This window comes from Roseisolibacter sp. H3M3-2 (genome assembly GCF_029211165.1).
In the GTDB taxonomy this organism is placed as follows: domain Bacteria; phylum Gemmatimonadota; class Gemmatimonadetes; order Gemmatimonadales; family Gemmatimonadaceae; genus Roseisolibacter.
On sequence record NZ_JARGEK010000670.1, the window covers coordinates 1 to 1,129 of the forward strand.

Genomic DNA, 1,129 nt, shown 5'->3' on the forward strand with positions numbered 1-1,129 from the left:
CGGCGTGGCCGCGCGCGCGCGGGACTGCCAGTGCGCCGCCAAGGACGCGGCGCGCGCGACCAGCGCCGCCGCGACGAACTCCGAGAGGGAAATCACGCCGTGATCCCAGGTCTGCGATCCGTGAGCGCCCGCGCCGGCCGCCGCGCCGCCCCGTGAGCGTCGGGAACCCGACGACGGCGAGACGCGCGCCAGCGGCGCGCGGCCGCCCCGCCGACGATGATGCGCCGGCGGCGTCCGCCGCGCCACAGCTGGCCGCCGCCGACGCGCTGGCCGCCGAGCCGCGCGAGAAGGACGTGCTCACCTTGCGCCTCGGCGCCCGCCGGCGCGGGCGCTGCGCCCTCCTCCTCGGCGCGGCGCTCGGCACCGCGCGCGCGGCCGGGCTCACCGACGCCTCGCCGTCGCTCATGGCGACGCTGTTCGGCGCCACGCTGGGGGTCAGCCTCGCCGCCGAGCTGCTGGCGCGCGCGCTGGCGCGCCGCCACGGCGCGTGGCGCCCGTGGCTGCAGCCGACGTTCGCCGTCGTCGACGCGGCGCTGATCAGCGCCAGCGTCCTGGTGTTCGGCACGCCGACGCTGGCGATCCTCTACCTGGTCGCGATCGTCCCGTACTCGTTCGACCGCGGCAAGGCGATCGGGTGGGTGGCGACGCTGGCGTCGGTCGCCGGCTTCCTGGTGGCGAGCTTCGGGCACGCCCGCCTCTTCCCCGCCTCGGCGCCGCCGACGACCGCGGTGCTCGGCGCCGCGGCGCTGCTGCTCGCCGTCGCGCTGCAGGTGGTCCCGCTCCCCGCGCGGCTGATCCGCCGCGTGCGCGCGACCCGCACGGCGATGGCGCGCGCCGAGGGGGGCGACCTGTCGGCGCGCGCGGCGGCCCGCCACCGCGACGAGCTGGGGTTCCTGGAGCTGGGGTACAACCGCCTGGTGGGGCAGCTGGGCGACCTGCTGGCGACGGTGCGCGACGAGGCGGCGCGGCTGGTCGGCGCGTCGGCGGCGCTCGACCAGGCCGGCGCCGGGCTGACGCGCGACGGCCAGACGGTGCGCGCCGAGACGGAGGCGATGGCGGCGGCGCTGGAGGGGCAGCGCCACGAGGTGGCGGAGGCGGCGCGCCGCGCGGCGCAGGCGGCCGACGCCGC

At 79.9% G+C, this 1,129-nt stretch carries 1 protein-coding gene; it reads left to right on the forward strand.

From position 1 onward, the window contains the following. Positions 1 to 152: 152 nt before the first annotated feature. Positions 153 to 1,129 (forward strand): methyl-accepting chemotaxis protein (locus PYV61_RS25615; protein ID WP_275836718.1); only part of this gene is annotated, 977 nt, incomplete at its 3' end.